Origin of the sequence: Amycolatopsis balhimycina FH 1894, from assembly GCF_000384295.1 — a bacterium.
Taxonomy (GTDB): Bacteria; Actinomycetota; Actinomycetes; order Mycobacteriales; family Pseudonocardiaceae; genus Amycolatopsis; species Amycolatopsis balhimycina.
In genome coordinates, this window is the sequence record NZ_KB913037.1 from 905847 (window position 1) to 926848 (window position 21002).

Annotated in this window: 22 protein-coding genes; 7 read left to right on the plus strand and 15 right to left on the minus strand. The window is 71.5% G+C overall.

Annotated elements, in window-relative coordinates; translation table 11 throughout:
- Window positions 1–47 precede the first annotated feature (47 nt).
- Window positions 48–1691 (plus strand): YibE/F family protein, encoded by a 1644-nt coding sequence (locus A3CE_RS0103250; protein WP_020638631.1) that lies wholly within the window; start codon window positions 48–50, stop codon window positions 1689–1691.
- Window positions 1692–1706: 15 nt separating this feature from the next.
- On the opposite strand, the gene A3CE_RS0103255 is transcribed toward A3CE_RS0103250, so the two are convergent.
- Window positions 1707–2348 carry a hypothetical protein gene (locus tag A3CE_RS0103255; protein ID WP_026468092.1) on the minus strand — a complete coding sequence of 214 codons (642 nt, stop codon included), beginning with the start codon at window positions 2346–2348 and terminating at the stop codon, window positions 1707–1709.
- A gap of 2 nt (window positions 2349–2350) precedes the next feature.
- On the minus strand, window positions 2351–2917 hold the full coding sequence (locus tag A3CE_RS0103260) for an MBL fold metallo-hydrolase (RefSeq protein ID WP_020638633.1): 567 nt from the start codon (window positions 2915–2917) through the stop codon (window positions 2351–2353).
- Window positions 2918–3064: 147 nt separating this feature from the next.
- Between A3CE_RS0103260 and A3CE_RS0103265 the strand changes: the two genes are divergently transcribed.
- The 3 genes from A3CE_RS0103265 (at window position 3065) to A3CE_RS0103275 (ending at window position 5675) form a co-directional block, all read left to right on the plus strand.
- A complete protein-coding gene (locus A3CE_RS0103265; RefSeq protein ID WP_020638634.1) occupies window positions 3065–3934 on the plus strand; it encodes a peptidylprolyl isomerase in 870 nt (289 codons plus the stop codon).
- Between the two features lie 245 nt (window positions 3935–4179).
- Window positions 4180–5004, plus strand: a complete 825-nt coding sequence (locus A3CE_RS0103270; RefSeq protein ID WP_026468093.1) for a LysM peptidoglycan-binding domain-containing protein — start codon at window positions 4180–4182, stop codon at window positions 5002–5004.
- A 107-nt stretch (window positions 5005–5111) separates the two neighbouring features.
- Window positions 5112–5675 carry a P-loop NTPase family protein gene (locus A3CE_RS0103275; RefSeq protein WP_020638635.1) on the plus strand — a complete coding sequence of 188 codons (564 nt, stop codon included), beginning with the start codon at window positions 5112–5114 and terminating at the stop codon, window positions 5673–5675.
- Window positions 5676–5680: 5 nt separating this feature from the next.
- On the opposite strand, the gene A3CE_RS0103280 is transcribed toward A3CE_RS0103275, so the two are convergent.
- The gene (locus tag A3CE_RS0103280; RefSeq protein ID WP_020638636.1) at window positions 5681–6460 is read right to left on the minus strand and encodes an enoyl-CoA hydratase/isomerase family protein; all 780 of its coding nucleotides are present in this window, start codon (window positions 6458–6460) and stop codon (window positions 5681–5683) included.
- A 73-nt stretch (window positions 6461–6533) separates the two neighbouring features.
- Here A3CE_RS0103280 and A3CE_RS0103285 point away from each other — a divergent pair, with 73 nt between their 5' ends.
- Window positions 6534–7367 (plus strand): alpha/beta fold hydrolase, encoded by an 834-nt coding sequence (locus tag A3CE_RS0103285; RefSeq protein WP_020638637.1) that lies wholly within the window; start codon window positions 6534–6536, stop codon window positions 7365–7367.
- Window positions 7368–7443: 76 nt separating this feature from the next.
- Here the strand turns inward: A3CE_RS0103285 and A3CE_RS0103290 are convergent, their stop codons facing one another.
- Window positions 7444–7884 (minus strand): MarR family winged helix-turn-helix transcriptional regulator, encoded by a 441-nt coding sequence (locus tag A3CE_RS0103290; protein WP_020638638.1) that lies wholly within the window; start codon window positions 7882–7884, stop codon window positions 7444–7446.
- 82 nt (window positions 7885–7966) lie between these two features.
- Here A3CE_RS0103290 and A3CE_RS0103295 point away from each other — a divergent pair, with 82 nt between their 5' ends.
- Complete coding sequence (locus A3CE_RS0103295; RefSeq protein WP_026468094.1) at window positions 7967–9256, plus strand: amidohydrolase family protein; 1290 nt, start codon at window positions 7967–7969, stop codon at window positions 9254–9256.
- Here A3CE_RS0103295 and A3CE_RS0103300 read toward each other — a convergent pair.
- The 8 genes from A3CE_RS0103300 to ruvC form a co-directional block, all read right to left on the minus strand.
- Window positions 9232–11586 carry a RelA/SpoT family protein gene (locus A3CE_RS0103300; protein ID WP_020638640.1) on the minus strand — a complete coding sequence of 785 codons (2355 nt, stop codon included), beginning with the start codon at window positions 11584–11586 and terminating at the stop codon, window positions 9232–9234. The genes A3CE_RS0103295 and A3CE_RS0103300 overlap by 25 nt on opposite strands.
- A gap of 233 nt (window positions 11587–11819) precedes the next feature.
- Window positions 11820–12338, minus strand: a complete 519-nt coding sequence (locus A3CE_RS0103305) for an adenine phosphoribosyltransferase (protein WP_020638641.1) — start codon at window positions 12336–12338, stop codon at window positions 11820–11822.
- 1 nt (window position 12339) lies between these two features.
- Entirely contained in the window at window positions 12340–13557 is a 1218-nt protein-coding gene (gene secF, locus A3CE_RS0103310) for a protein translocase subunit SecF (protein ID WP_020638642.1), read from the minus strand.
- Window position 13558: 1 nt separating this feature from the next.
- Window positions 13559–15346 (minus strand): protein translocase subunit SecD, encoded by a 1788-nt coding sequence (gene secD, locus A3CE_RS0103315; protein ID WP_020638643.1) that lies wholly within the window; start codon window positions 15344–15346, stop codon window positions 13559–13561.
- Window positions 15347–15581: 235 nt separating this feature from the next.
- Window positions 15582–15989, minus strand: coding sequence for a preprotein translocase subunit YajC (yajC, locus tag A3CE_RS0103320; protein ID WP_026468095.1), 408 nt, complete (start codon window positions 15987–15989; stop codon window positions 15582–15584).
- A 119-nt stretch (window positions 15990–16108) separates the two neighbouring features.
- Window positions 16109–17182 (minus strand): Holliday junction branch migration DNA helicase RuvB, encoded by a 1074-nt coding sequence (gene ruvB / locus A3CE_RS0103325; RefSeq protein WP_020638645.1) that lies wholly within the window; start codon window positions 17180–17182, stop codon window positions 16109–16111.
- A gap of 8 nt (window positions 17183–17190) precedes the next feature.
- On the minus strand, window positions 17191–17787 hold the full coding sequence (ruvA, locus tag A3CE_RS0103330) for a Holliday junction branch migration protein RuvA (protein WP_020638646.1): 597 nt from the start codon (window positions 17785–17787) through the stop codon (window positions 17191–17193).
- Window positions 17784–18368, minus strand: a complete 585-nt coding sequence (gene ruvC / locus A3CE_RS0103335) for a crossover junction endodeoxyribonuclease RuvC (RefSeq protein ID WP_020638647.1) — start codon at window positions 18366–18368, stop codon at window positions 17784–17786. Before ruvC ends, ruvA begins: the two co-directional genes overlap by 4 nt.
- A 73-nt stretch (window positions 18369–18441) precedes the next feature.
- Here ruvC and A3CE_RS0103340 point away from each other — a divergent pair, with 73 nt between their 5' ends.
- Window positions 18442–18882 (plus strand): cupin domain-containing protein, encoded by a 441-nt coding sequence (locus A3CE_RS0103340; RefSeq protein ID WP_020638648.1) that lies wholly within the window; start codon window positions 18442–18444, stop codon window positions 18880–18882.
- Here A3CE_RS0103340 and A3CE_RS0103345 read toward each other — a convergent pair.
- From A3CE_RS0103345 to pdxT, 3 genes are all read right to left on the minus strand, one after another.
- Entirely contained in the window at window positions 18879–19430 is a 552-nt protein-coding gene (locus A3CE_RS0103345) for a DUF4262 domain-containing protein (protein WP_020638649.1), read from the minus strand. The two genes, A3CE_RS0103340 and A3CE_RS0103345, sit on opposite strands and share 4 nt — an antisense overlap.
- A gap of 86 nt (window positions 19431–19516) precedes the next feature.
- Window positions 19517–20272 (minus strand): YebC/PmpR family DNA-binding transcriptional regulator, encoded by a 756-nt coding sequence (locus A3CE_RS0103350; RefSeq protein WP_020638650.1) that lies wholly within the window; start codon window positions 20270–20272, stop codon window positions 19517–19519.
- A gap of 41 nt (window positions 20273–20313) precedes the next feature.
- Window positions 20314–20934 (minus strand): pyridoxal 5'-phosphate synthase glutaminase subunit PdxT, encoded by a 621-nt coding sequence (gene pdxT / locus A3CE_RS0103355; protein WP_020638651.1) that lies wholly within the window; start codon window positions 20932–20934, stop codon window positions 20314–20316.
- Window positions 20935–21002: the final 68 nt, after the last annotated feature.

Below are 21002 nucleotides of genomic sequence, written 5' to 3' on the forward strand. Positions count from 1 at the left end.
GGCGGCCCCTCGCGCGGGGGCCGGAATCCCGCTGTCAGGATGTGCGGGTGGACCGCCCCGACCTCACCGACGACGAAACCGGACCGATTCGCCGGGTCACGGACGAGGTGTCCCCTTCGCCGGTCCGCGGAACGTCCGGAACGCCGGGAACGCCCCGGAAACCCGCCCGCCGGACACCGCCGGAAGGCAGCCGCCGCGCGGCCGACGCCTCCGAGACGTCCCGCCGCCGCACCGACACCGGGCCGCAGCGGATCCCCCAGCGAGCCGACACCGGCGCCCAGCGGATCCCGAACCGGGCCGACACCGGACCCCAGCGCGTCGCCCGGCGCGGGGACACCGGGCCGCAGCGGGCTGCCAAGCCGCGGGCCGCCGGCCAGAACGGTACGGCGAAAAAGCCCGAAACCGCCGCGAAACCGCTCGAAACCGGCCACGGACACGGCCATGGTCATGGTCATGGTCATGGTCATGGTCATGGTCATGGTCACGGACCCGCCGCGCCGGCGTCACGACGCGTCCGGCTGCTGCTGATCTGGCTGCTCGCCCCGCTGGTCCTGGCCACCGTGGTCGGGATGGTCGTGCTGTACCCCTGGGGAAAGGCGTCACCGACGAGCGTCGTCCCGCAGGGCACGCCCGTGCACGCCTCGATCGGCACCACGAACACCGGCCCGTGCCTCGCGCAGGGCCAGGTCCAGGTCGGCGACCAGACGGACCCCAACGCGAAACCCTGCCTGACCGTCGACCTCACCATGACCGACGGCCCCGCCACCGGGAAGCCGCTCAAGCTGACCGTGCCGATCGAGCCCAGCACCCCGCGGTTCGCCGCGGGCGACGCCGTCGTCCTGGCCTACAACGGCGGGAACGCGGCCGACCCGGCCAGCTTCCAGCTGGTCGACTTCCAGCGCGGCACACCGCTTCTGGTGCTGGCCGCCCTCTTCGCCGTCGCCGTGCTGGTGCTCGGCCGCTGGCAGGGCGTCGCCGCGCTCGTCGCGCTCGGCCTGTCCTTCGTCGTCATCGCCCTGTTCATCCTCCCGGCCATCCTCGCCGGCGAGAACCCCCTGGTAGTGGCCATCGCCGGTGCGGGCGCGATCATGTTCATCGCGCTGTACCTGACCCACGGGCTGTCGGCGCGGACGTCCGCGGCCGTGCTCGGCACGCTCGTCAGCCTCGCCCTGATCGGCGTCCTGTCGGCGATCTTCTCCGCCGCCGCCTCGCTGACCGGGCTCGACGACAGCACGACGACGCTGATCGGCTCGCTCGGCCACGGCATCGACGCGCGGGGGCTGCTGCTCGCCGGCGTCGTGATCGGCGCGCTGGGCGTGCTCGACGACGTCACCGTCACCCAGACCAGCGCGGTCTGGGAGCTCCGCCGCGCCAACCCGGACCTGACCTGGCGCGAGCTGTACAGCTCGGGCCTGCGGATCGGCCGCGACCACGTCGGTTCGGCGGTGAACACCCTCGTGATGGCCTACGCCGGGGCCGCGCTGCCGGTGCTGCTGTACTCGTCGATCTCCGGTGTCGGGCTCGGCGCGCTGCTCGGCAGCGAGGACATCGCCCAGGAGATCATCCGCACGCTCGCGGGCAGCGTCGGCATCGTGGCGGCCGTCCCGGTGACGACCGTCCTGGCCGCGCTGATCGCCTCACGCGAGCCGGCCGAGAGCCTCACGGCGAAGGCCGTTCCGGCCCACCCGTGACCCGGGCCCGGGGATTCAGTCGAGCGTCGCCACGAACCGGCTGACGGCTTCCATCGTGAACCGCTGCACGTACTTGCCCGACGGCGCCACCGAAGCCAGCCGGTAGAGCGGGCGTTCCGCCACGCCGGCGCCGCGGGCCTCGGCCTTCAGCTCGGCGATCAGCAGCTCGCCGAACACCAGGCCGTTCGCCTCGGTGTTGTTCATCAGCGCGTTCGCGAGCTTCCGCAGCGGCAGGATGCCCAGCTCGCGCCCGCCGGTCCCGGAGAAGACCGCGAGGTCGACCTTCGCCACCTTCCCGCGCTGGCCGGCGTTGACCAGCAGGCTCACCGTGCGGCTGCCCCGGACGTCGCCGACGACGAGGTCGAGCCGCGTCGCGGTGACCAGGTCGACCCGGCGCAGTCCCCAGGTGCGGACGAGCAGCGTCGAGCCCTCCAGCCAGACGCGGCGCCGGATGCTGACGGCCATGACGTACAACAGCGGCAGGGCGATCACCAGCGCGACGACCAGCCCGGTCACCGTGCCGCCGATCAGGCCGGCGACGCCGCCGAACGCCGCGGCGACGATCACCGCGCCGATCAGGCCCGAGATGCCGCGGCGCCGCCGCGAACGCGGGTCCTCCTCGAACAGCGCCAGCCGTTCGGTCGCCTCCTCGGCCATGCTCACGCCCCCGTCCCGGCGAGGAACGGGTTGCCCGCGCGTTCCCGGCCGATCGTCGTCGCCGGGCCGTGGCCCGGCAGCACCACTGTGTCGTCCGGCAGGCCGGCCAGCAGGTCGCGCAGCGAGGCCGTGACGTCGCCGCGGCCGACCGAACCGGCGAACAGCGTGTCGCCGGTCAGCGCGAGCCGCCCGCCCTCGGCCGTCTCGAGGACGAGGACCACCGAGCCCGGGGTGTGCCCCGGCGTGTGCCGGACGTCGACGTCCAGGCCGGCGAAGGTACCCGGCTCGAGCGGCACGCTTTCGCCGTCGTAGAGCTCCGCGTCGGCGGGGTGCAGGTGCAGCGGGACGCCGTGTCCGGCCGACAACGACGCGGCCGAGGCGACGTGGTCGGGGTGCCCGTGGGTGGCCACGAGCGCCGCCGGGACCAGCCTGTGCCGGGCGAGCGCGGCGGCCAGCGGCCCGGCCACCTCCTGCCCCGGATCCACGACCACGCACGGCCCGCCGGCGGCCTCCGCCAGCAGGTAGCAGTTGGCCTGCAGCGGGCCGCTGCCGAACCCGACGACGAGCACCGAACGCCTCCCGGACATCCGCGCCGGATGGCGCCGATCACGATCGGGTTGAGACTAGCGGGCCCTGTACATGGTCCTCACAGGCTGTGCCCATACACTGCCGCTACCTCAGACGTGTGACACGAGCGGAACCTGGGAGGGACCGGGGTGGCGACCAACCAGCAGCGCCGCGAAGCTGCGAAGCGCAAGCTCGAGCGACAGCTCGATCGCCGGAAGGAGCAGCAGAAGCGACGCCGGATGATCGGGGCTGGTGTGGTCGGTGTGGCCGTCCTCGTCGTCGCCGGCGTGGTGGTGTGGATCGTGAGCGCCAACGGCGGGGACAACACCAACGCCGCGGCGTCCTCCTCGGCCGCCCCGCCGCCCACCGACCTCCAGATCCCGACGCAGCGCACCGCGCTGCCGAAGCGGTCGAAGGCGCTGCCGAACCCGACGACGTGCGACTTCAAGGCCGACACGACGGGCAAGGCGCCGAAGAAGGTGAACCTGCCCGACGGCAAGAACGTCCCGTCGACCGGCACGGTGAACGTGACGCTCAAGAGCACGGCGGGCGACATCCCGCTGACGCTCGACCGGTCGCTCGCGCCCTGCGCGGTGCAGAGCTTCATCAACCTCGCCAAGCAGAACTTCTACGACGGCACCATGTGCCACCGGCTCGGCACCGAGGGGCTGCAGATGCTGCAGTGCGGTGACCCGTCGGCCACCGGCGACCCGACCACGGACGGCCAGGGCGGTCCGGGCTACACGATGCCGGACGAGGCGTTCCCGGAGATCAAGTACGGCCGCGGCATCATCGCCATGGCGAAGACGCAGGCCCCGAACTCCGGTGGCAGCCAGTTCTTCATGGTGTACGGCGCCGCCGAACTGTCGCCGGACTACTCGGTGTTCGGCAGCATCAGCGACGAGGGTCTCAAGGTGCTCGACGCCGTCGCCAAGGCGGGCATCGCGAACCCGAACCCGCAGGACGGCACCGGGGCGCCGACCAAGCAGGTCAAGTTCACGGGCGTCACCGTCCAGTAGTGCCGCTCCGCTTCGAGCTGAACTCCGGATCCGCTCGGCCCGGACGCCGCGATCGCGGGAATGGTCTCCTACGGCCATTTCACCGCGATGCGGGTCCGGGCCGGGCGGGTTTGCGGGCTCGCCTTCCACCTCGACCGGCTGGCCGCGAGCACGCGGCCTGGGACAAGATCTGAACCGCACCCCCTCCCGCCCCGTGTAGAGGGCAACACCGGAGGCCCACCGGTCGCCGGGGAGAGGTGCCGACGATGGTGGAAAACCCGGTTCCCGCGGTGCGCCGCGTCCTCGGGCGGGCCGGTCAGGCCGGCGCCGCCGCGGTCCTCTTCGCCGTGCTCGCCGGCGGTCCCGCACTCGCGCAGTCCGACGCTCCCCCTCCGCCGCCGGTCAAGTACTTCATCGTCCCGCACGCCGAAAACCCGGAGGACATCACGCTGTTCAAGATCGCCGAGCGGGCCCTCGGCGACGGACGGCGGTTCCCCGAGATCTTCAAGCTGAACCAGGGCAGGCCACGGCCGGACGGGACGCCGTTCACCGACCCCGCGACGATCGAGCCCGGCCAGGTCCTGCAGCTGCCCGAAGACGCCGAGGACCCCGCCGTGCAGTTCGGGCCGCTCCCGGCGGCGGCACCGCCGGTCACTCCCCCGGTGCAACGCGTCGAAGAGCCCTCCGGCCTCGGCATCGGGCTGGCTTCGGCCGTCAGCGGCTCCGGTGGTCTCCTGACCGGCCTGCTCGCCGGGCTCTGGTGGCGACGCCGTCCGCAGCTCGTCCCGCCGCCGCCGTTCGAACCGGCGCTGTCCTTCGAGCCGCCGATGCACGAGGAGGCCGACGACGGCTCCGGCTCGGTCAGCGGCACCCTGCCGCTGCCGATCGTCGTCCCCGAACCGCGCCCGGACGTGGTACTGCGCCCCGAGCCGATCACCGCCGAGCACTCGATCATCGTGCTCGACACCGCCGAGACCCAGGTGATCGCCGCGATCCGGCCCGGCGCGCAGTTCCGGTTCCGCTTCGAGAAGGATCCGGGCTTCGCCAACAGCTCCACCGTCCTCGTGGTCGATGAGGGCGACCGACCGTGACCGGCGACGTCGTGGCCCCCCGTACGCGCGAAGTCACTCTGCGCTGAACGGCTCAACCGCCGCCGGAACACTGGCCTTGGGGCCGCCGGTGCCGCGATAGTCGAACGATGACCTCGGACCCGTTCGGGACCCTGCGGAAAGCTCTGTGGATCGGCGGCGCGCCGTGGACCGGCAAGTCCACCGTCGCCCGGCTGCTGGCCGGCCGGCACGGGCTGGCGGCCTACCACGACGACGACCGGATCCGGCCGGAAACCTCACCGGCCGACGACATCCCGGCCGGCGAGCAGCTGACCGTGGCGCTGGCCGAGTTCCGGCAGCGCTTCCAGCGCGCCTTGGACGACCTGCGTGCCTGGGAGTCGCCGCGGCCGATCGTCGCCGAAGGCTGGGCGCTGCGGCCGGAACTGGTCGCACCGCTCGTGGACTCGCCGCGCCGGATGGTCGTGCTGGTGCCGACCGAGCTGTTCCGCCAGCACCAGCTGCGGCACCGGCCGGACGAACCCGCGATCCCGCGGCAGCGGACGCGGCTGACCCGCGACCGGATGCTCGCCGCGCAGGCCGTGCGGTCGGCGCGGGAGCTCGGCATCCGCGTCATCGAGATCGACGGCAGGCTCGATCCCGCGGGCGTCACCGACGTCGTCGCCGAGCACTTCCGCGAATACCTGGACGCCTGAGGCCGTCAGCGGAAGGTGAAGCGCGGCGGGCGCCGCTCGAGGAACGCGGCGACGCCCTCCGCGTAGTCGACGCCGTGGAGGGCCTCCGAGCGGATCTCCTCGACCTCGGCGTCCGGCGTCTCCTGCCCGGCGACGATCTTTTCGATGATCCGGTTCATCCCGCGGACGGACGCCTGCGAGCGCGAGCACAGCGTCGACACGAACGCCCGCGTCGACGGTTCCAGTTCGCCGGCCGGGAAGACGTCGTTGAGCAGCCCGATCTCCCGGGCGCGGCCCGCGCTGATCAGCTCGCCGGACAGGAGGAAGTACCTGGCGTGCGCCGGGCCGACGAGCGACACGAGCTGACGCGTCGAGCCGAAGTGGTACACGATGCCGAGCTTCGCCGGGGTGATGCCGAACCGCGCGTCTTCGGCGGCGAACCGGAAGTCGCAGGCGACCGAGATCTGGCAGCCGCCGCCGATGCAGTTGCCCTGGATCATCGCGACCGACGGCTTCCGCATCGCGGTGAGGGCGGCCACCGCGCCCTCGACGGCCTTGTCGTAGCTCGCCGCGCCTTCCGCCGTGGTCCGCAGCTCCCCGAACTCGCTGATGTCGGCGCCGGCGGAGAAGTGCTTTCCGGCGCCCGCGATCACCAGCACCTTGCGGGCCGGGTCGGCTTCCACTTCGGCCACGACGTCCGGGATCGCCGACCACATGCCGTAGGTGATCGCGTTCATCTTCTCCGGCCGGGCCAGCGTGAGCCGGGCGACCTCGCCGTCGCGCGTCAGCTCGAATCCGTCGGTCATGTCCCGCACGATAACCGCTCGCCCTGAGCGAAACCCGCGGTGTGTGACGCGGTCGTGTCGCTAGCTTGGGGCCATGGCGGCGATCGAAGTGAACGGGACGGCGTTCGGTTACGACGAAGCGGGTGAGGGGCCCGCGGTCGTGCTGCTGCACGCCGCGATCGGCGACCGGCGGATGTGGGACGCGCAGTTCACCACGCTCGCCGCCACCCACCGGGTGATCCGCTACGACCGCCGGGGCTTCGGCGAAACCGGCGGCGAAACCGGCGAACACGCCCACTACGAGGACCTGCTGGCCCTGCTCGATGCCAGGGGGATCGAGCAGGCCGCGCTGGTCGGGGCGTCGATGGGCGGGGCGTGCGCGCTGGACGCCGCCCTCGCCGTGCCGGAGCGGATCACCCGGCTCGTGCTGCTCGGCTCGGGCCTCACCGGGCACACCTGGCCGGACCACATGCAGGCGGACCTCGCGCGGCTGGCCGCCGAAGCCTTCCCGCCCGGCCGGCTCGGCGAATACCAGGCCCGGGAGCGCACCCCCGACCCGGCGGACGTGCGCGCGATGGCGGACGCCAACCTCAGCTACCTCGTCGCCGGTCCGGAGCGCGACATCTCGGTCCTGCCGCCCGGGATGGTCGCGCTGGTGCGGGAAATGTGCGAGCAGGTGTACCGGCACGACTGGACCACTCCACAGTGGACGGAGAAGATCCCGGACACCCGGCACCGCCTGGCCGAGATCACGACACCCGCCCTGGTGGTCATCGGGAGGGCCGACGCGCTCGGCCTGGTGGAGCTTTCGCGGCACCTCGCGGAGTCGCTGCCGGGCGCGGAGCTGGTCGAACTCGCCGACACCGGCCATCTCCCCGCGATGGAACGACCGGACGAGGTCAACGCCCTGCTGAGGAAATTCCTCTAGAACAACAGCTTCGCGGTCAGCTCACCCTCAGCGCCCGCGCTCGGGCCGAACGGCAAGCAAGTTGCGACGCGCGACACTAACCGGGCTCGATCCGCTCGATCAGGTGCTCGCTCCAGCTCCGGATGCCCGCGGCCTGCTCGGGCGTGAGCTCGTCGAGGACGAGCCGGCGGATGTTGCCACCGTGCGCGAGCGTCGCGCGCTCCGCGGTACGGCGGCCTTCGCCGGTCAGCTCGATCCCGGTGCGGCGGCCGGTGGCCCCGTCCTCGATCCGCCGCACCAGCCCGCGGTTCTCCATGCGCGTCAGCAGGTGCGAGACGCGGCTCTTCTCCCAGTCGAGCGCGTCGGCCAGCTCCCCGACGCGCATCGGCCGCCGCAGTCTCACCAGCACGCTGAACTCGGCCTTCGAGATGCCGCAGGCGCGCTGCAGTCCCTGGTCGAGCTCACGGAGGACCAGGCGCTGCGCACGCATCCAGGTGTCCCAGAACTCCCACTCCGCCGGCTCCAGGGTTTCCGCCATGGCGGAAGCATAAGGCCCGACAGTTGACGCATCAACTCGACGCACCCTAGAGTTGATGCGTCAACTCTAGGAAGGGAACCCAATGCGAACACTGGTACGCGGCGGCATGGTGGTCAGCATGGATCCGGCGGTCGGGGACCTCCGCCGCGGTGACGTGCTCGTCGAGGACGGCCGGATCGCCGCGATCGCCCCGGTCCTCGACGCCGCCGGGGCCGAGGTCGTCGACGCCTCGGGCAAGATCGTCATGCCGGGTTTCGTGGACACCCACCGGCACACCTGGCAGACGGCGTTCCGCGGCCTCGGCGCGGACTGGACGTTCGCCCAGTACCGCGTGGCCATGCACGGCACGCTCGGGCCCCGCTACCGCCCGGAAGACGTGTACCTCGGCAACCTGCTGGGCCGGATCGAGGCGCTGGGCTCCGGCGTCACGACCCTGCTCGACTGGTTCCACCGCGCCGACCGCCCCGAGAACGCCGACGCCGCGATCCAGGCCCTGCGGGACGCGCCCGGCCGCTCGATCTTCTGCTACGGCGCCGCGGGGCCGGACATCGCCCCGGAGATCCGGCGGGTGCGAGCCCTGCTGCCGGACGAAGGAATGGCATTGGGCCTACGGGGACCGGCGATGTCCACAATGGACGATACCGCGGCGGATGTCGCGCTGGCGCGGGAACTCGGCCTGCGGGTGAGCCTGCACGTCCACGGCACCGGCGGCTGGCCGCACGGCGACCGGCCGATCGCCGGGATGCGGGAGCGCGGCCTGCTCGACGACCGCACCACCGTCGTGCACGGCAACGGCCTCTCCGACGACCAGCTGGCGATGCTGGCCGACGCGGGCGGCTCGGTGTCGGTCAGCCCGGACGTCGAGCTGAAGATGGGCTTCGAACCACCCGTCACCGGCCGGGCGCTGGCCGCCGGTCTCCGGCCGTCGCTGTCGATCGACGACTGCCCGTCCGCCGGCGGCGACATGTTCGCCACCATGCGCACGGCGCTGGCCGCCGAGCGCGGCGCCGTCACCACCCGGGACGTCCTCGCGTTCGCCACGATCGACGGCGCCCGGGCGTGCGGGCGCGGCGACCGGACCGGCAGCCTCACCGTCGGCAAGGACGCCGACCTGCTCCTGCTCGACGCCGAGGACCCGTCGGTCTTCCCGGTCGGCGACCCGGCCGGGAGCATCGTCAGCGCGGGTCACCCCGGCCTCGTCGACAGCGTCTTCGTCGCCGGGAAGGCGGTCAAGCGGAACGGCCGCCTGCTGGAGGTCGACCTGCCGTCGTTGCGCGCGCGGCTGCTCGAATCCCGCGACCGGATCGCCGCGGCCGCGGGCATCGCGATCGACGGGTCGTGGCAGCCTCAGGAAGCCGACGTCACGCGGTAGACGTCGTAGACGCCTTCCACGCCACGGACCACCTTGAGGACGTGGCCGAGGTGCTTCGGGTCGCCCATCTCGAACGAGAAGCGGCTGACCGCGACCCGGTCGCGGGACGTCGTCACCGAGGCCGACAGGATGTTGACCTTCTCGTCGGCGAGCACCTTGGTCACGTCCGAGAGGAGCCGGTGCCGGTCGAGGGCCTCGACCTGGATGGCCACCAGGAACACCGACGACGCCGAGGGCGCCCATTCGACCTCGACCAGCCGCTCGGGCTGGGACTGCAGGTCACCGGCGTTCGTGCAGTCGGTGCGGTGCACCGAGACCCCGCCACCGCGGGTCACGAAGCCGAGGATCTCGTCGCCCGGCACCGGCGTGCAGCAGCGGGCGAGCTTGGCCCAGACGTCGCTGGCGCCCTTGACCACGACACCGACGTCGTTGGAGCCGCGGCGCCGGGTCACCGTGGACGGCGTCGCCCGCTCGGCGAGCTCCTCCTCCGCCGCGTCGACCCCGCCGATCAGCGCAACCAGCCGCTGAACGACGTGCTTCGCGCTGGTGTGGCCTTCGCCGACCGCCGCGTACAGCGACGAAATGTCGGCGTGGCGCAGCTCGGTGGCGACCGCGCCCATCGACTCCGCGGAGACCAGCCGCTGGATCGGCAGGCCGACCTTGCGGATCTCCTTGGTGATGGCTTCCTTGCCGCTTTCGATCGCCTCGTCACGGCGTTCCTTGGCGAACCACTGCCGGATCTTCGCGCGGGCCTTCGGCGATCCGGCGAACGACAGCCAGTCACGCGACGGCCCGGCGTTCTCCGCCTTCGACGTGAAGATCTCGACGGACTCGCCGTTCTCGAGCTTCCGTTCGAGCGCCACCAGCCTGCCGTTGACGCGGGCGCCGATGCAGCGGTGGCCGACCTCGGTGTGCACGGCGTAGGCGAAGTCGACCGGCGTCGAGTCGACCGGCAGCGTGACCACGTCACCCTTCGGCGTGAACACGAAGATCTCGCGCGCGGCCAGCTCGTAGCGCAGCGACTCGAGGAAGTCGCCCGGGTCCGCCGCCTCCCGCTGCCAGTCGAGGAGCTGGCGCATCCACGCCATTTCGTCGACGTCCACCGCGTTGCCGTTGTGGGTGCCCTTGGTCTCCTTGTACCGCCAGTGTGCGGCGATGCCGTACTCGGCGGTGCGGTGCATCTCGTAGGTGCGGATCTGCACCTCGAGGGGCTTGCCGTCCGGGCCGATCACGGTGGTGTGCAGCGACTGGTAGACGCCGAACCGCGGCTGGGCGATGTAGTCCTTGAACCGGCCGGGCACCGGCTGCCACAGCGCGTGCACGACGCCCATCGCCGCGTAGCAGTCGCGGACGTCCTCGACCAGGATCCGCACGCCGACCAGGTCGTGGATGTCGTCCAGGTCGCGGCCGCGGACGATCATCTTCTGGTGGATCGAGTAGTAGTGCTTCGGCCGGCCTTCGACCTTCGCGGTGATCCGCGACGAGACGAGGTTGCTGGTCAGTTCGACGATCACCGACCGCAGGTAGATGTCGCGCGACGGCGCGCGGTCGGCGACCAGCCGCACGATCTCGTCGTACTTCTTCGGCTGCAGGATGGCGAACGCCAGGTCCTCCAGCTCCCACTTCACCGTGGCCATGCCGAGCCGGTGGGCCAGCGGCGCGAGCACCTCGAGCGTCTCGCGGGCCTTGCGGGCCTGCTTCTCCGGCGGCAGGAACCGCATGGTGCGCATGTTGTGCAGCCGGTCGGCGAGCTTGACGACCAGCACGCGGGGGTCCTTGGCCATCGCGATGACCATCTTGCGGATGGTCTCGGCCTCGGCGGACGTGCCGAGCTTGACCTTGTCCAGCTTAGTGACGCCGTCGACCAGCTCGGCGACCTTCTCGCCGAAGTCGGCCTTCAGGCTCTCGACGGCGTAGCCGGTGTCCTCGACCGTGTCGTGCAGCAGCGCCGCGACGAGCGTGGTCGTGTCCATGCCCAGCTCGGCGAGGATGGTGGCGACGGCCAGGGGGTGGGTGATGTAGGGGTCACCGGACTTGCGCCGCTGGTCGCGGTGCAGTTCCTCGGCGACGTCGTAGGCGCGCTGCAGCAGTCCGAGGTCGGCGTTCGGGTGGAGCTCGCGGTGGATGACGGCCAGGGGTTCGAGGACCTGCTTGACCGGGGCGGCGCGCTGCGCGGTGATCCGCCGGGCGAGGCGCGCCCGGACCCGCCGGGTGGCGGACGGATTCGGCGCCGCGCCGTTCGGCTTCGGCGGCGCGGGCTGTGCCGCCGCCTGCCCGTTCTGCTGGGCGCCCTGCTTCGCGGGCACCGCGGCGTCGAGCTCCTGGCTCACCCGCACCTCCTGCTGCTCGTGCGGCCTTCGGACCACCAGGGTAGCCGCTGCACCTCGCGGCCCTCCCGGGTGCGCCCGTTCAGGGGGTTCCCCAGCCCCGGACCAGCCGGAACCCGCGTGATCCGGGCCGTGACCCGCGTGATCCGGGCCGTAACTGACGTGATGGGGGCCGTAACTCGCGAGTTACGGCCCCCATCACGCGAGATCGGTTTCCGATCACGCGAGTTACGGGTTCAGCAGGTCCGCAGCGCGTGGATCTTGCGGTCTCCCAGTACGCCGCGGCCGCCGAGGGCGGCCAGTTCCAGGACCACCGACACGCTGTCGACCACCGCGCCCGCGTCCTCCAGGAGCTTGCCGGTGGCCGCGACCGTGCCGCCGGTGGCGAGGACGTCGTCGAGGACCGCGATCCGCTGGCCCGGCTTCACCACGCCGGACGGCAGTTCCACCGTCGCCGTGCCGTACTCCAGCGCGTAGTCCACGCGGCCCGCCACCTGCGGCAGCTTGCCGGGCTTGCGGATCAGCACCACGCCGAGGCCGCGGGCGTACCCGACGGCCGCGGCGAGCAGGAACCCGCGGGCCTCCACGCCGGCGAGCGCCTCGACCGAAGGATCGAGGGTGCCCGCCAGCGCGTCGGTCACGGCCTTGAACGCGCCCGCGTCCGCGAAGAGCGGGCTCAGGTCGCGGAACAGCACGCCGGGCTCGGGGAAGTCCGGCACCTCGGCGATCAGGCCGAGGGCGTCGTCCAGTTCCACGTCAGCGCTTCCGCTTCCCGGCCGGGCGCTGCTTCTGGATCCGGGCGGGCACGCCGGCCGCGGCCGCGTACGCCCTCTCCTTGCGCAGTTCCTTCGCCAGGGCGTCGTCGTCCGAGGCGTCGAAGTCCTCGCCCGCCGCCGCCTTGCGCTCCTGGTTGGCCCGGCGCTGCCGGACCCGCTCGGCCTGCTGCTGGTACTTCGGGTCGCGCATCTTGAAGTCGACCAGCAGCGGCGTCGCCAGGGCGACCGACGACATGACGCCGACGAGGGTACCGGTGAGCTGCACCAGCGCCAGGTCCTGCAGCGTGCCCGAGCCGAGCAGCACGTACCCGACGATCAGCAGGCCCAGGATCGGCAGCAGCGCGATGAACGCCGTGTTGAACGACCGCATCAGGGTCTGGTTCAGCGCCAGGTTCGCGGCCTCGCCGTAGGTGCGGCGGGTCAGCCCGAGCAGGCCGCGCGTGTTCTCGCGGACCTTGTCGAACACCACCACCGTGTCGTAGAGCGAGAACCCGAGGATGGTCAGCAGGCCGATCACGGTCGCCGGGGTGACCTCGAAGCCGACCAGCGAGTACACGCCGGCCGTGACCAGGATGTCGTGCAGCAGCGAGACGAGCGCCGCCGCGGCCATCCGGAGGTCGAAGTAGATCCCGAGGAAGATGACCACCGCGACGAGGAACACCGCGAGCGCGATCAGCGCCTTCTGCGAGATCTCACCGCCCCAGGACGCGCTCACCGCGCTGTCGCTGATCGCCTGGACGCTGGGCTGCTTGCTGCTGCCGATCGGGCCCAGGTCCTGGAACAGGCCCTGCTTGACCTTCGCGACGTCGGCCGCGTCCAGCGTGTCGGTGCGGATCTGGATGGTCGACGCGTTGCCGGTGCCGACCTTCTGCGTCTCCGCGGCCGGGCGGCCGAGTGCCTTCAGGAACGACGCCTTGGCCTGATCCTCGGTGATCACGCCGTGGGTGCCGTTCGCCGGCATCTGGATCTGCGTGCCGCCCTCGAACTCGATGCCGATGTTGAAGCCGCGGAAGATCATCGAGGCGAGGCACACCAGCACCAGCCCCGCGAAGAAGATGTACCAGCGCTTGCGCTTGCCGACGACGTCGAACGCGCCCGTGCCGACGTAGAGCCGGTGGAAGACGCTTTCCTTCTTGCCGGGCTTCGCCTTCACGTTGGCGTTGCCTTCGGCGTCCGTGCCCAGTTCTTCGACCCCCATGTCAGGCCTCCTTCACGTTCGCGCGGCCGACCGAGGTCGACTTCTTACGCTGCGAACCCACTTGCTGCACGGCGCCGAGGCCCAGATGCCTCGGATTGGACAGGAACGCGTTCTTGGACGTGGACACCATGGCCACCAGCGGGTGCGTCACCAGGTACACGACGACCAGGTCGAGCACCGTGGACATACCGAGGGTGAACGCGAAGCCCTGCACGTCGCCGACCGCGATGACGTACAGGATGGCGGCGGCCAGGAAGCTCACGCCGTCCGAGGCCAGGATGGTGCGCCGGGCGCGGACCCAGCCGCGTGGCACCGCGGACCGGAACGTCCGGCCCTCCCGGATTTCGTCTTTGAGCCGTTCGAAGTAGATGACGAACGAGTCCGCCGTGATACCGATGGCGATGATCAGGCCGGCGATGCCGGCGAGGTCCAGCGTGTAGCCGATCCAGCGCCCGAGCAGCACCAGCACGGCGAACACCAGCGCGCCGGACAGAACCAGCGACAGGATGGTGAGCACGCCGAGCAGCCGGTAGTAGAACAGGCAGTAGATGAACACGACCAGCAGGCCGATGCCACCGGCGATGAGGCCGGCCTGCAGCGACGCGAGGCCGAGAGTCGCCGATACCGTGGTCGCGTCCGACGACGCGAACGACAGCGGCAGCGAGCCGTACTTGAGGATGTCCGAGAGGTCCTTCGCTTCGGCCTGCGTGAACTTGCCGGTGATCTGGGTGTTGCCGTCGACGATGGCCACCTGGATGTTCGGCGCGGACACGACCTGCGTGTCGAGGACGAACGCGGCCTGCTGGCCGACGTTCTTCGTCGTGAAGTCGGCCCAGATCTTGGTGCCCTCGCCCTTGAAGCTGAGGTTCACCACCCACTGGCCGTTCTGCGTGTTGTAGTTCGCGTTCGCGTCCGAGATCTCGGTGCCCGGCAGGAACTCCGGCTCCATCAGGTACTTGTACGTGTCGTGGTCACCGCAGGCGACCAGCGGCAGCTTCGTGTCGTCGTTGCCCTCGAGGGGGTCCTTGGTGTTCGGTGCGCAGGTCAGCGCCGCCATCGCCTTGGCGACGAGCTCCTGGTTCGGCTGTCCGTCGGCGCCGATCAGCTGCGGGTTCTGCCGGACCGCCTTGGCGGCCTGGATCTCCTGCGCGGTCTGCGCGTCGACCGAGCCGTCCGAAGGCGCCGGGGTCGACGCGGGCGGCGGCGGGGTGCTGCTGCTCGGCGCGGCCGGCGTGGTGCTCTGCTGCTGCGCGAGTGCCGAACCGGGCGCGTTACCGCCACCGGGCTTCGTCGTCGGGGCGCCGGACGTCGCCGACGGCGCGCCCGAAGACGGCGGCGTCGAGCTCTTCGGGGTGCCCGAGGCCGGCGGGGTCGTGGCCGGCGGCGCGGTCTGCGGCGGCACCACCGGCTGGGTGGCGTTCGCGACGACCTTCCGGAAGCCCAGCTTCGCGGTCTTGCCCAGGCTCTTCGCCTGGTCGCCCTGCTCGCCCGGGACCGTGATGACGACGTTGTTGCCGTCGAGGAGGACCTCGGTGCCGCCGACGCCGATCCCGTTGACGCGGCGCTCGATGATCTGGCGCGCCTGGTTCAGGGACTCGCGGGTCGGCTGGCCGCCGTCGGGGGTGCGGGCGGTGAGCGTGACCCGGGTGCCGCCCTGCAGGTCGATGCCCAGCTTCGGGGTCGGCTTGTGGTTGCCGGTGAGGAACACCAGCGCGTACAGCACGATCACGATCAGGGCGAACAGGGCGAGATAGCGTCCCGGGCGGAGATGCCCGGCCGATGCTGCCACGGTGCTTCGGTCTCCTCGGACTGGGTGGACCCCAAAGTTGCGGTGCCCGCCCGGAGGGTTACCGGGAGGGACTGTGTGCATTTAACCGACCGTGTGCGACTCACTCCCGGGCGCGGGGTATGACGGCGGACACGCACGCAGCACCGAGACACTACTCGGTGCTGCGTGAGCCCGGCGTTGGAGGTCATCCCGACTTTCGTCGGGATTCCCGGCCGCCCAGGAGGTGCCTCGGGGGTTACTTCTTGCCGTGCTCCAGCGGCGGCGCGACCTGCGCGGTGGTCTGCGGCTCGTCGTCCTTGATGCCGGAGGTCGACTCGATGATCGACGGCTCCTCGGCGGGGGTCTCCACCTCGTCGGCGGAGTCCTCCTCGGTCTCGACGACCGGCTCGACCTTCTCGCGGACCGCGAGGCGCAGCCAGGTGGTAACGACACCCGGCGCGATCTCGATGTCGATCGTGTTGTCGCCCGAAGCGTCGGCGACGGTGCCGTAGAGACCCGACGTGGTCATCACGCGGTCACCAGGCCCCAGGCTGCTCTGCAGTTCCTGCTGCGCGGCCTGCTGCTTCTTCTGCTTTCGCGTGCTCATCACCAACGGCACGGCGAGGACGAGCACGAGCAGCAGGGGCAGCAATAGCTGTTGCATGATTCTCCGTTCGACGGACTCCGGGCCCAGCCGAAATGTCCGGTTTTTGGGTATGTGCTCCTGTCGAGTGTGCCAGGTACCAGCGCGGACGCTGACACCCACCCGCCGGTACCGGCCGCTCAGTCCTGCTCGAAGAGCGCCGGCCCGCCCTGGTCCGGACGCACCGGGAGATCGGCTGGCGGCACCATGCCGAGGTGTTCCCAAGCGGTCGCGGTGGCGACCCGGCCACGCGGGGTGCGGGCGAGCATACCGGCGCGCACGAGGTAGGGCTCACACACCTCTTCCACGGTGGTCGCCTCCTCCCCCACGGCGACCGCCAGCGTGGAGATGCCCACCGGCCCGCCGCCGAACGACCTGGTCAGCGCCGTCAGCACGGCCCGGTCGAGCCGGTCCAGGCCCAGCTCGTCGACGTCGTAGACGGCCAGCGCGGCCTGGGCGATCTCGCGGGTCACCTTGCCGTCGGCGCGGACTTCGGCGTAGTCGCGGACGCGCCGCAGCAGCCGGTTCGCGATCCGGGGTGTGCCCCGCGAGCGGCCGGCGATCTCGGCGCAGCCGTCGCGGTCGATCGGGATGTCGAGGATCGTCGCGGCCCGGCGGACGACCAGTTCCAGCTCGGCGTCGGTGTAGAACTCCATCTGGCCGGTGAAGCCGAACCGGTCGCGCAGCGGGCCGGTCAGCGAGCCGGACCGGGTGGTGGCCCCGACCAGCGTGAACGGCGCGATTTCCAGCGGGATGCTGGTGGCGCCCGGGCCCTTGCCGACCACGACGTCGACCCGGAAGTCCTCCATCGCGAGGTAGAGCATCTCCTCGGCGGGGCGGGCGATCCGGTGGATCTCGTCGATGAACAGGACGTCGCCGGCGGCCAGGTTGGACAGCATCGCGGCGAGGTCGCCGGCGCGCTCGAGCGCCGGGCCCGAGGTGATCCGGATGGCCGCGCCCAGCTCGGCCGCGACGATCATCGCCATCGACGTCTTGCCCAGCCCGGGCGGACCGGACAGCAGGACGTGGTCGGGCGGCACGCCGCGGCGGCGCGCGCTCTCCAGCACCAGCTCCAGCTGCTCGCGCACGCGCGGCTGGCCGACGAACTCGTCGAGCTTGCGGGGCCGCAGGGTCCCCTCGACGTTCTCCTCGCCGGTCTGGGCCCACGCCGAGAGGGCGTCGTCCTCTTCGTCGCTCACGGCCTCATACTCCATGGCCGCGCCTACCGCTTCCGGCCGAGGGTGGCCAGCGCGGCGCGAAGCACACTCGACGTCGTGTGGCCGTCGCCGTCGGCGATGACCTTGTCCACGGCCTGCTCGGCCTGCTTGGCCGGGAACCCGAGCCCGGCCAGCGCCTCGACGACCTCGGCGCGCAGGGCGCCGGGGGCCGCGACGGCGGGCACGTCGCCGGTGCCGCCGAGCGCGGTGACCTTGTCGCGCAGCTCGAGGGTGAGCCGTTCGGCGCCCTTGCGGCCGATGCCGGGCACCGAGGTGAGCACGGTGATGTTGCCTTCCACCAGCGCGGCCCGCAGCTTGCCGGGGTCGAGCACGGCGAGGGTGGCCAGCGCGAGCCGCGGCCCGATCCCGGAGACCGTCTGCAGCAGCCCGAACAGCTCCCGCGCGTCGGCGTCGGCGAAGCCGAACAGCGTCAGGGAGTCCTCGCGCACGACCAGCGCGGTGTGCAGCCGGACCTCTTCGCCGCGGCGCAGGGTCGCGAGGGTGGCGGGGGTGGCCTGCACGGCTAAGCCCACCCCGCCGACCTCGACCACGACGTGGTCCAGGCCGACCGAAAGGACTTCTCCGCGTACCGACGAGATCATCGTGCTGCTCCTGGGTTCTTGGCTTGTTTCGCCGCCGCGGCGAGGCGGGCCTTGTGCGTGCGGGCCATCTCGGCCGCGCGGGCTTCGGCCTCGGCGAGCCGGGCCCGCATCGGCTCCCGCCAGAGGTGGCAGATGGCGAGCGCGAGCGCGTCGGCGGCGTCGGCGGGCTTCGGCGCGACTTCGAGGTTGAGCAGGCGCATCACCATGGCGGTGACCTGCGCCTTGTCCGCCCGGCCCGACCCGCTCACGGCGGCCTTGACCTCGCTCGGCGTGTGGAAGACGACCGGCAGGCCCCGCCGCGCGGCGGCCAGCGCGACGACCCCGCCTGCCTGCGCGGTGCCCATCGCGGTCCGGACGTTGTGCTGGGCGAACACCCGCTCGACCGCCACCGCGGCCGGCTTGTACTTGTCCATCCACCGCTCGACCTCGTCGGAGATGCCGAGCAGCCGGTGCGCCAGATCGGCGTCCGCCGACGTACGCACCACGTCGACGGCGACGCAGCGGACGGTCCGGCCCTTGCCGCCGTCGACCACCCCCAGGCCGCACCTGGTCAGACCGGGGTCGACCCCGAGCACCCGCACAGTTCTTCCTCCCGCCGCGAACATCAGTTCGAGCCAAGAGGCTACTGGGCGCGTCTGCGGCAGGATGGCAGACATGCCGCAGCCCTCGGATTTCGTCACCCACCTGGGACTTCAGCCGTTGCCCGTCGAAGGCGGGCGGTGGGCGCAGAGCTGGCGGTCGGAGACCGGCTCGGCGATCTATTACCTGCTCGTCGACCCCGAGTTCTCCGCGCCGCACCGGCTGGACCGCGTCGAGGTCTACGCGCACCACGCGGGCGCGCCGGCCGCGATGCTGCTGCTGCACCCGGACGGCTCGGTCGAGCGGCCGGTGCTCGGCACCGACGTCGCCGCCGGGGAACGCCCGCAGGTCGTCGTGCCCGCCGGGACCTGGCAGGCCACCGTCACGCGGGGTGCGTGGAGCCTGCTGGGGACCGTGGTCGTGCCGCCCTACATTGACGACTGCGTCGAGTTCGCGTCCGCCGCACAGCTGGCTCTGGAGTATCCGGAAGCCGCCGCCGACCTGCGGAAGTTCTAGGGACCGTCGACGCCGGGGGTCCAGCTTTCGGGGTCGCCGCTCTCGGTCAGCACCGGCTGCCAGGCGGCGAAGCCCTCGGGTGCGTCCGGGTGCCACGGGAACTTGCCTTCCGGCGTCGCGACGATCAGCTGCAGGGCCGGGAAGTCGCCGTCCGGGTAGATGAGGAACGCGGTGCCGAAGTACTCGGGGTAGTGCCCCCTGTTGACCCGCTCGAGGACCACCGGGACGCCCTCGAAGAAGTCGTCGTAGCGCCGGCCGACCTCGAAGATCTCGCCGTTGGCGGCGCGGTCGACGTAGGCGTCGAGCAGCACCTGGCCCATTTGGTCGGGCAGCCCGACCACGACGGCTTCCGGCACGTGGTGCAGTGCCCACGCACAGGCGGTGAAGCAGTAGCCGGCACCGTCGTCGTCCGCGGCGACGGTGATGACGGCGTTACCGCGTTCTTTCGCCTGCCCCTCGATCCATTCGATGAGGCGCAGTTCTTCCGCGGACAGTTCGGCGGTGATGTCGGCGGCAGCGGCGGGGGTCATCGAGGTCACGACGCACATTCTGCCTGACGAGCCCGCCGGAGCCCAGTGCCCGGGCCGGAAAGTTTCCGGCCCGGGCGGGGAATCCTTACTGGACAAGGGAAAACTCAGCCGACCTCGGCTAGCACCTCGTCGGACACATCGAAGTTCGCGTAGACGTTCTGGACGTCGTCGCAATCCTCGAGGGCGTCGATCAATTTGAAGACCTTCTTCGCGCCGTCGACGTCGAGAGGGACGTTGACCGTCGGGAGGAAGGTGAGCTCCGCCGACTCGTACTCGAACCCGGCCTCCTGGAGCGCCTTGCGCACCGGCACCAGGTCGCCGCCCTCGCAGACGATTTCGAAGCTCTCGTCGAGGTCGTTGACCTCTTCGGCGCCCGCGTCGAGCACCGCCATGAGGACGTCGTCCTCGGTGACGCCGCCCTTCGGCATGATCACCACGCCCTTGCGGTTGAACATGTAGGCGACCGACCCAGGGTCGGCGAGGGAGCCGTTGTTGCGCGTGAGCGCGGTCCGGACCTCCATCGCGGCGCGGTTCTTGTTGTCGGTGAGGCACTCGATCAGCACCGCCACGCCGTTGGGGCCGTAGCCCTCGTACGTGATGTCCTGCCAGTCCGCGCCGCCGGCCTCTTCACCGGCGCCACGCTTGCGGGCGCGCTCGATGTTGTCCTGCGGGACCGAGTTCTTCTTCGCCTTCTGGATGGCGTCGTAGAGCGTGGGGTTGCCATCCGGGTCGCCACCACCGGTGCCCGTGCGGGCGGCCACCTCGATGTTCTTGATCAACCGCGCGAAGAGCTTGCCGCGCTTCGCGTCGAGGTTGGCCTTCTTGTGCTTCGTGGTGGCCCACTTGGAGTGGCCGCTCATCTCTCCTCCATCTGTTCCGTACCCCGGGCGGGCACCGCGTCTCAGCCGGCCTTTCGCACCAGGTCGACGAACAGCCGGTGCACCCGCACGTCGGGCGTGAGTTCCGGGTGGAACGCGGTCGCCAGCACCGCCCCCTGCCGGACCGCGACGATCCTAGCGGTGTCCTCGTCCACGCCGGGCACGCCGCTGACGGTGGCCAGCACCTCGACGCCGTCACCGGCCTTCTCGACCCAGGGAGCGCGGATGAACACGGCGTGCACGGGCGGCGTTTCGATGCCCGCGAAGTCGAGGTCGGCCTCGAAGGAGTCGACCTGCCTGCCGAAGGCGTTGCGCCGGACGACGACGTCGAGCCCGCCGAGCTGCTGCTGGTCGGGCCGCCCGTCGAGGGTCTGCCGCGCGAGCAGGATCATCCCGGCGCACGAGCCGAACGCGGGCAGCCCCTCGGCGATCCGCGCCCGCAGCGGCTCGAGCAGTTCGAAGCTCTCCAGCAGCCGTGACATCGCGGTCGACTCGCCACCGGGCAGCACCAGACCGTCTACTTCGGACAACTCGGCGGCGCGGCGCACGGGCTTGGCCCGCGCACCCGCTTCGGCCAGCATCGCGACGTGCTCACGCACGGCACCCTGCATGGCGAGCACCCCGACCACCGGCTCCGACGACAACCCGACCTCCCGAAAGACCTTCCCACCAGCCTAGACGCACGGGCCCGGCGGCTTACCGGCAGGTCAGC

Excerpts from the sequence above, each read along its gene's own strand:
- A3CE_RS0103255 (WP_026468092.1), bottom strand. The coding sequence starts at position 2,348 with ATGGCCGAGGAGGCGACCGAACGGCTGGCGCTGTTCGAGGAGGACCCG.
- A3CE_RS0103270 (WP_026468093.1), top strand. The coding sequence starts at position 4,180 with ATGGTGGAAAACCCGGTTCCCGCGGTGCGCCGCGTCCTCGGGCGGGCC.
- A3CE_RS0103275 (WP_020638635.1), top strand. The coding sequence starts at position 5,112 with ATGACCTCGGACCCGTTCGGGACCCTGCGGAAAGCTCTGTGGATCGGC.
- A3CE_RS0103280 (WP_020638636.1), bottom strand. The coding sequence starts at position 6,460 with ATGACCGACGGATTCGAGCTGACGCGCGACGGCGAGGTCGCCCGGCTC.
- A3CE_RS0103285 (WP_020638637.1), top strand. The coding sequence starts at position 6,534 with ATGGCGGCGATCGAAGTGAACGGGACGGCGTTCGGTTACGACGAAGCG.
- A3CE_RS0103290 (WP_020638638.1), bottom strand. The coding sequence starts at position 7,884 with ATGGCGGAAACCCTGGAGCCGGCGGAGTGGGAGTTCTGGGACACCTGG.
- A3CE_RS0103295 (WP_026468094.1), top strand. The coding sequence starts at position 7,967 with ATGCGAACACTGGTACGCGGCGGCATGGTGGTCAGCATGGATCCGGCG.
- secF (WP_020638642.1), bottom strand. The coding sequence starts at position 13,557 with ATGGGGGTCGAAGAACTGGGCACGGACGCCGAAGGCAACGCCAACGTG.
- yajC (WP_026468095.1), bottom strand. The coding sequence starts at position 15,989 with ATGCAACAGCTATTGCTGCCCCTGCTGCTCGTGCTCGTCCTCGCCGTG.
- ruvB (WP_020638645.1), bottom strand. The coding sequence starts at position 17,182 with ATGGAGTATGAGGCCGTGAGCGACGAAGAGGACGACGCCCTCTCGGCG.
- ruvA (WP_020638646.1), bottom strand. The coding sequence starts at position 17,787 with ATGATCTCGTCGGTACGCGGAGAAGTCCTTTCGGTCGGCCTGGACCAC.
- A3CE_RS0103340 (WP_020638648.1), top strand. The coding sequence starts at position 18,442 with ATGCCGCAGCCCTCGGATTTCGTCACCCACCTGGGACTTCAGCCGTTG.
- A3CE_RS0103345 (WP_020638649.1), bottom strand. The coding sequence starts at position 19,430 with ATGTGCGTCGTGACCTCGATGACCCCCGCCGCTGCCGCCGACATCACC.
- A3CE_RS0103350 (WP_020638650.1), bottom strand. The coding sequence starts at position 20,272 with ATGAGCGGCCACTCCAAGTGGGCCACCACGAAGCACAAGAAGGCCAAC.